The organism is Paraburkholderia ginsengiterrae, from assembly GCF_001645125.1.
GTDB classification, from domain to species: domain Bacteria; phylum Pseudomonadota; class Gammaproteobacteria; order Burkholderiales; family Burkholderiaceae; genus Paraburkholderia; species Paraburkholderia ginsengiterrae.
The window spans coordinates 1-6,818 of record NZ_LXKA01000385.1; the positions used below are offsets into that span (position 1 = coordinate 1).

Annotated in this window: 8 protein-coding genes and 1 pseudogene; 6 read left to right on the plus strand and 3 right to left on the minus strand. The window is 58.3% G+C overall.

What is annotated here, in order from left to right; all coding sequences use genetic code 11:
• A partial coding sequence (locus A6V37_RS37400; protein ID WP_157447938.1) for an SDR family NAD(P)-dependent oxidoreductase occupies window positions 1-228 on the minus strand: 228 nt, incomplete at its 3' end.
• A gap of 546 nt (window positions 229-774) precedes the next feature.
• On the opposite strand from A6V37_RS37400, the gene A6V37_RS37405 reads away from it, so the two are divergent.
• The 5 genes from A6V37_RS37405 (at window position 775) to A6V37_RS37425 (ending at window position 3,244) form a co-directional block, all read left to right on the plus strand.
• Window positions 775-1,221 (plus strand): Ohr family peroxiredoxin, encoded by a 447-nt coding sequence (locus tag A6V37_RS37405; RefSeq protein WP_064271324.1) that lies wholly within the window; start codon window positions 775-777, stop codon window positions 1,219-1,221.
• A gap of 74 nt (window positions 1,222-1,295) precedes the next feature.
• A complete protein-coding gene (locus A6V37_RS37410; RefSeq protein WP_064271325.1) occupies window positions 1,296-1,742 on the plus strand; it encodes an OsmC family protein in 447 nt (148 codons plus the stop codon).
• A 70-nt stretch (window positions 1,743-1,812) separates the two neighbouring features.
• Entirely contained in the window at window positions 1,813-2,085 is a 273-nt protein-coding gene (locus tag A6V37_RS37415; protein ID WP_064271326.1) for a hypothetical protein, read from the plus strand.
• A 106-nt stretch (window positions 2,086-2,191) separates the two neighbouring features.
• Window positions 2,192-2,584, plus strand: a complete 393-nt coding sequence (locus A6V37_RS37420; protein ID WP_064271327.1) for a VOC family protein — start codon at window positions 2,192-2,194, stop codon at window positions 2,582-2,584.
• Between the two features lie 201 nt (window positions 2,585-2,785).
• Window positions 2,786-3,244 carry a MarR family winged helix-turn-helix transcriptional regulator gene (locus A6V37_RS37425; RefSeq protein WP_064271328.1) on the plus strand — a complete coding sequence of 153 codons (459 nt, stop codon included), beginning with the start codon at window positions 2,786-2,788 and terminating at the stop codon, window positions 3,242-3,244.
• A 315-nt stretch (window positions 3,245-3,559) separates the two neighbouring features.
• On the opposite strand, the gene A6V37_RS37430 is transcribed toward A6V37_RS37425, so the two are convergent.
• Entirely contained in the window at window positions 3,560-4,066 is a 507-nt protein-coding gene (locus A6V37_RS37430) for a winged helix-turn-helix transcriptional regulator (protein ID WP_064271329.1), read from the minus strand.
• Window positions 4,067-4,429: 363 nt separating this feature from the next.
• On the opposite strand from A6V37_RS37430, the pseudogene A6V37_RS40310 reads away from it, so the two are divergent.
• Window positions 4,430-5,042 (plus strand): annotated as a pseudogene (locus A6V37_RS40310) (ISKra4-like element ISBte2 family transposase); the annotation flags it as partial.
• An 808-nt stretch (window positions 5,043-5,850) separates the two neighbouring features.
• Here A6V37_RS40310 and A6V37_RS37440 read toward each other — a convergent pair.
• Window positions 5,851-6,270, minus strand: a complete 420-nt coding sequence (locus tag A6V37_RS37440; protein ID WP_064271331.1) for a cupredoxin domain-containing protein — start codon at window positions 6,268-6,270, stop codon at window positions 5,851-5,853.
• Window positions 6,271-6,818 lie beyond the last annotated feature (548 nt).

The following is a 6,818-nucleotide window of genomic DNA, read 5'->3' on the forward strand; positions in this document are numbered from 1 at the left end:
AGTCGTGCCCGTGAAGCTCGACGTGACCGACCCGGCGGCCGCGGCAACGGCCGCCGGGTCGGTCACGTCGAGCTTCACGGGCACGACTCCCGGCAGCGTCACGCTGGCCGGATCGCGTGCGCCCGCATATACCTTCCGCGCCCCTCGTTCGAGTGCCTGTTTCGCGAACTCCAGGCCAAGCCCGCGGTTCGCGCCCGTCACGAAAACAACAGCATCTTCGATCTTCATAGTCCTTCCTTTCGCTTGATGAATCGCATGCGCGTCGGCTCGCCGTGCGCGTGAGATCTGGTGGAAACAAGGCTGCATTCGCATACCGAGACGTTGCGCCGTGCCTTCCCGCACAGAAGCTAATCGCGTCGCGCAGCCGGCTCCGGATTGCTTTTGTCGGACGATTCGTGACCTCTCGCGCCTCGCCTATGACATTGGGCGAAGGATACAGCTATGAAAATCATAGTGTCAAGTGAGACCTGGCTTTACTGATGATTTCCGGGGGAGTTGACACTTCATGACGCGGCTGGTCGCCGGACTGCGGAGCAAAGGGGCGAGCGGCCCCGACGCGCCCGGATCAGCAGTTGCGTCCGTGGGGGACAGCACATTGGGCATACAACGTCATGCTGGTGGTTGCGGGATCTTTGTTCGCCCTATCAATTTGGCGCATGCGATTAAATCTTTTGCGATTGACATCGGACGCGCCCTTCTTCATTATTCGACGCAAGCGATTCGATCGCATGCGATCAAAAACGCCTAACAACCTTATTCACATAGGAATCCACCATGACCAAGATCGATCAAGTCCTCTTCTCGGGCAACTCCAACGCCACGGTCAATCACGACCCCGATGTCCAGCGCGGCGAGCACGGCGTCCTCGACCTCAAGCTGTCAGCGCTCAACGGTGAACGCCGCGATTTCATTGCCACCGAGCTGCACCCCCGAGCCGAGCAGTTGTTTGCGGGCGCGTGGTCGGCCTGTTACATCAGCGCGTTCGAGATTGCGGCCTCGATGAGGAACGTCACGCTGCCGGCCGACTATTCCGTGGACATCCAGGTGAGTATCGGGACGGTCGGTAACGGTTTTTGCCTCGGCGCCCAGTTCATCATCCGCGCGCCGGGTCTGGCAACGGAAATCGTCGAGGCAATTGCGAACCGGGCCCATCAGATCTGCCCGTACTCGAAGGCCGTGCACGGCAACATCGAGGTCGGCCTGAACGTCGTCACGGCCTAACAAATACAGCGCATGCGATTACATTGCGCGCGATTTACATGCGCTTAATACCCCTATACACACAGGAATCCATCATGGAAAAGATCGAAAAAGTCCTCACCGCAGGCAACTCCCACGCCACGGTCAATCGCGACCCCCATGCCCAACGCGGGGAGTTTGGCGTCTACGACCTCAAGCTGACAGCGCCCGGCGTTGAGAGCCTCGATTACACCGGCACCGAGCCGCACCCAAGAGCCGAGCAGTTGTTTGCGGGTGCCTGGTCGGCCTGTTACACCACCGTGTTCGGGATGGCGGCCCAGCTGAAGAACGTCACGCTGCCGCCCGACTATTCCGTGGACATCCAGGTGAACATCGGGCAGACCGGTGCCGCGTGGTTCCTCGGCGCCCAGTTCGACATCCGCGTGCCGGGTGTGGAAAAGGAAGTCGTTGAGAAAATCGCGCACCTGGCCCATCAGATCTGCCCGTACTCGAAGTCTGTGCGCGGCAACATCGAGATCGGCACGAACATCGTCACGGCGTGATCCGCCTGGGCACGTGCCTCTCTCCGGGGGCACGTGCCCTTCACTGAACATCTTTTAGGGAATTCCCATCATGAAGACCAAGCTCATCGTTGCACTGCTCTTTGCCGTTTCGGCGTCCGTCACCGCGCCCGCGTTCGCCAGTGGTTATGGACCGGCCCCCTTCTACAAGCCCTCAGTTGGCGCACCGGCATCACAAAGCGGTCAGAGCTTGCGAACCGTTGCCGCCGATCGCGAGGACGCAACCAGCCCGGAAAAGGCGTATGGCGGTGCAGTCTACGGACTGTCGCAGGCAGGGAGCCATGTCGCCGTGACACCGCGCGATAACTTCCTCGCACACCACTAGGTCGTGCATCCCTCCGCCGCTGGGCCGTCGCACATCTTCCTTGCCCCTGCGCGCCGGCCACAGCATCGGGCGGCCGATGATTTATTCACTGAGAAAGAAGCAAGCAATGTTCAGTCATATAGCGGTCGGCACCAACGACCTGGAAAAAGCAAAGCGGTTCTACGATGCTGTGCTGGGCGCGCTCCGATATGGTGAGGGTCTTGAAGATGACAACGCGCAGCGTCGGCGTTATGTCTATCGCGCCGAGACTGGGCTTTTCATCATCACCGAGCCACTCGATGGTCAGCCGGCAACCGCTGCCAATGGTGGAACGATCGGCTTTATTTGCGAGTCGACCGAGCAGGTCGATCGGTGGCATGCCGCCGGGGTCGCCAACGGTGGGAAACCGGCTGAGGCGCCGCCCGGTGTGCGTGAGGCCGCGCCTGACCGCCTCTATCTCGCCTATCTGCGCGATCCGGACGGCAACAAGCTCTGTGCCCTGTATCGCATGCCGGCCTGAAGCGTCCTCGACCAGCGGCGACAATTGCGGCAAGGCTGGGCGGCGCCACGCGACCTCTACGATGCGAAATAGCTGGGCCCGGTGAAATTCACAAAGGATTGCGCTCTATACGGCAGCGATGCGACGTACGCTATGTTGCGATACAATCGCATGCGATATATATTTTGTGAAGCATCAGGCTCCAGCTCAAGGAGGATACCCATGAAATCCAAGGATCAACTGGCACCCGAAAATCTGATGCTTTCCGACTACCTGTGTTTTGCGGTCTACTCCGCGAACCTGGCTTTCGGCAAGGCATACAAGCCGATACTCGAGGAACTCGGGCTTACTTACCCGCAATACATCGCGATCATTGCGTTGTGGGAGGAAGACGACCAGACCGTCAGCGGTCTGGGTGCCAAGCTGTTTCTCGAATCCAACACGCTTACGCCGATGCTGAAGAAGCTCGAGGCGATGGGTTATCTGGAAAGGCAACGCGATCCCGGCGATGAGCGCCAGGTGCGGATCAGTCTAACGAAGAGCGGCCGGCGGCTGCGCGAAAAAGCCCTGAAGATGGACCCTGTCCAGACGGGCCTCGCGCCCGACGAGTTCGCGAAAATTCAGGCGGCGGTCGTGACGTTGCGGAACAATCTTGTCAAGTCAGTCCAGAACGGCGAGTGAAGGCTTAACAGTCGCATTGCAGGGGCGTCCATTCACGGACAGTCACGGCCCCGTTGGCGTCTTATGCTGGACCACTTCATCGGGCGGAACAAGTTTGGAGAATGCGCCCGAAGCTTGTCGACCCTGGCGGAAACGCCTATGGCGCGACCAACGACGCGGCGTAGATTTCAGGCGCAGTCTCGTTAGCGCCCGGCGCAATTATCAAGGAAACGCGCAGGCCATCAAGACACAGCAGGCGGTGGATCAACCGCTGATCAATCCGTGACTGGCGAGCAGGCCGTCCTCGCGCTATTGACCGGACTGCGCGCATATGAATCATGCAGACTTACCCGTCTTCACTGCGTCCTGTCGCGCCGCACGCTCCTGCGCATAGGAAGGGCTCAATTCAGCCTTTAGATCTTCGCGCCGCAATGATTCACCACAGGCCTGGCAAACAGTGCCAATACCGGCATCGTGACCACAGGTGAGATGCGTATAGCGCACCGCGACGTCCTCGTCCGGCGACTTGTGCCACGTTTCGCCCCATTCGCGAAGCGCCAGGATGACCGGGTAGAACGCTCGGCCCATCTCCGTGAGTTCGTATTCGTAACGAGGGGGCTTTTTCATGTAGCGCTTACGCTCGATCATGCCGTCCGCTTCGAGCCGTTTGAGGCGGGACGAGAGCATCTGCGGTGTCGCCTGCGACTGTGCCAGCAGGCTGTCGAACCTTCGATTGCCCATGAACAGTTCGCGCACGATCAGAACAGTCCAGCGGTCGCCGATAACTGCCTGAGACCGCGCGACCGGGCACAGCGTTGCGCTCTTGTCGGGCAGTGCAGTCATTCAGATCTCCATCAGAATCGCTATAATCGTAAGTATGATAATCATAGCAAACTTAGCACGGGATCGCGTCGCAATACACGCGTGAGGCGCCAGATACCGCACGGATTGTTACGCCGCAAGGCCTCCGGCAGCAGCTGTTGAAGGAAGCTGTTGGAGATCGTTAATTTTGGGAGTGGACAAAAACGTCGCGATCCCCAGTTCTCGTCCACTCCAACGTTAGTGGACAACCTGTCACTCAGTCGTTGTATTGCTAAAACAACATGGAATCGCCCGATTTTCCACTTTTTGGCCGATATATACGACGGCTTGCGGCAAATTCGACGCTCGCAAAATGATTGAGGCGGCTAGCGGCAATTGTGAACACCAACATCTTCCACACCCGTCCTGGACTGGTTCCATATATCGATGCGCGTGAGGTATCTTGAGCAGATCATCAAGGGCATGCGTGCGCGCACGGAAACGGAAAAGGCCGCCCGTCGTGTGCTGGTCTCCCGCGTTGACAAACTGCGCTGGTGCTTCTGGCATGCCGAGCTGGAAAAAGCGAAAGCTCGGATGCAGGCCATCCTGACCATCTGTCCGGTGATCGTGCCTGAAGCGCTGAGCACTGCTGAGAGTCTGGCGCATCTTGACTACCGGACTCGAGAGCTTGTTGAATACGTCGAGGCGAATGGCGGGTCGACGATCAACTACGGTGCACGACATTGTCGTGGCAAACCGATTTCGACCGCAACGACCGAGTCTGCGGTCAATCAGGTGCTAAATCAGCGCATGTGCAAACGTCAACAAATGCGCTGGTCGCCGATCGGAGTCCATTTGCTTGCCCAGGTCCGATGTGCCGTGATCAACGGTGACCTTGTCGAAAGACTTGCGAGATACGAGCCGCCACGAAAACCATTGTCACGCGAAGCTGCCGAGTTACCGGAGCAGTTCGGGCTGGCATCGGAGTTACAACCCCAAGTTTTTTACGCACCCGATATGGACTACTTCGTCGATCACAGTGTCAACCACCCCTCCAAATCGGCGCCCCCCTCTGAAGGACCTCGGCGCTTCGGGATGACAGCGCTTGCTACCGGGTCTGCTAGAAACTTCCGCCGCAGTCGATAAACCGTAATACAGTGAACGCTCAGCAGATTCGCAGCTACTATTGCAAGCTTTTTCGAGAGTGGTCCACACCCTAACGGGCGGAGAGCGTCTGCTATTTTCGCAGCACGATTAGCCGCATCCTCCGAAACCGTCATTGCCGCTCCTTGTTGAGCTCCGTCAGACGCGTTAGCGGAATTAAAGGACAGGACGAACACGTTAGAAAATAAACGGACCTCGTATCGGGCACGCGTTGCCGAAACGCAACGCATGAAAAGGTGCGCAAAACCGTTGCTATGCCTTATTCCGTGGGTCAAACTGAAGTATTACATTAGCGTAATCTATGGACACGATTGGCAGTTACTGCGGACGTCAACAGCTGCCTCGGACCGAGATCTTCGAAACGTTCTGGGACCCACTCGCACTTCCCGGTTCGGGTTGTGCAGTTTGCAACGAAGGTGGGCGACACTCGCTACATTTTCACGTGGATGCCTCCATAGACGCCGTCCGCTTCCCCGCTGGTTCCTGCTGCAGAACTTCCGAACCTGGCTGGCTTTGGCTACCGGCCTTCGACCGACTACCCTGAGCGCTTCGATTTAAACCGACTCGCTGCTTAACCCGTTCGCCTCCACCATCCCCGAACGACCTCACGCCGTCGGGGAACGGTGAATCGTGGTGTATCAAGGCCCCATGACGCAAGCCGGTCAGGGCGTGACGACCAACGAAGCATGCAAGCCCATCGAGTAATGGCCGGGACGGTTGCAGATCAGTACGTAGCGGCCGGGTGCCAACTTGAGCGTCATGTGCTTGCCCTTACCGGGGGCCATGTCCTCGACCTCTCCCATTTTCTTGAACTGGCTCTCTGGCACCTGTCCGTTTTTAACCGGCAGCTTGTCGGCGGCCAGGTCCGTTTTGAGGACCACGAATTCGTGTGTCATACCGGTGTCGGGTGCGTTGCTGACCTCAAACGTGACTGACCCGGCCTTCACTTGACTCGTATCAAGCTGGATCGTGTTGGTTTTGAGCAGCGTGGCTTTTATCGTCTCCCCTGCATAACCAGGGCTGCAAACGAGGCCAAGGGCGGTGACACCAAGGAAGACCGCAGTACGTGGAATGGATTTCATGACGTTTTCCCCTACAGATCGCCGCGAGCATCGTGCGTACGGCAGACCGCCCTACGCATGATGTCAGGGCGTGGGTAGCAGTGCCAAGGTCCGGACGAAGCGCCATGACGCGACCGTGCTGCCGATCGTGATCAACAGCAGCTGCCCAGGCCGCGGTTCCGGTCGTAGTCGTCGCGCGGCGCGGTGAATTCCACGCGCAGATCGTTTCGAGCGCGGATCGCTCAGGTGAACTGCTTACTTACTACGGTAGTAAAACGTTCAGCGCACCCGGGTTATTCCAGTGTTCTCGAGATAGTGCGACTGGGACAGTCATCGACCTTCGTCAATACAAACGGTCTGAACCATACCGCGCAGCGGCGAGGTCGGCAACACTCACTGCGATCCGGCTTCCCTGCACATTTTGTGAACGTGCAACGCCTAATCTTACTGTGTCACATAATTAGTTGCGCAGTTTGTTGCCGTACAGGAAGAGTGCCATCGTTGCATGAGCCGTTGTCCAAGCAGGATACGCAACGTTGTAATGGAATCAGGAACGTGGCGTTGTGCGC

What these genes read in the sequence shown, in the direction of transcription:
- A6V37_RS37405 (WP_064271324.1), top strand. Translation starts at nt 775, where the DNA reads ATGACCAAGATCGATCAAGTCCTCTTCTCGGGCAACTCCAACGCCACG.
- A6V37_RS37410 (WP_064271325.1), top strand. Translation starts at nt 1,296, where the DNA reads ATGGAAAAGATCGAAAAAGTCCTCACCGCAGGCAACTCCCACGCCACG.
- A6V37_RS37415 (WP_064271326.1), top strand. Translation starts at nt 1,813, where the DNA reads ATGAAGACCAAGCTCATCGTTGCACTGCTCTTTGCCGTTTCGGCGTCC.
- A6V37_RS37420 (WP_064271327.1), top strand. Translation starts at nt 2,192, where the DNA reads ATGTTCAGTCATATAGCGGTCGGCACCAACGACCTGGAAAAAGCAAAG.
- A6V37_RS37425 (WP_064271328.1), top strand. Translation starts at nt 2,786, where the DNA reads ATGAAATCCAAGGATCAACTGGCACCCGAAAATCTGATGCTTTCCGAC.
- A6V37_RS37430 (WP_064271329.1), bottom strand. Translation starts at nt 4,066, where the DNA reads ATGACTGCACTGCCCGACAAGAGCGCAACGCTGTGCCCGGTCGCGCGG.
- A6V37_RS37440 (WP_064271331.1), bottom strand. Translation starts at nt 6,270, where the DNA reads ATGAAATCCATTCCACGTACTGCGGTCTTCCTTGGTGTCACCGCCCTT.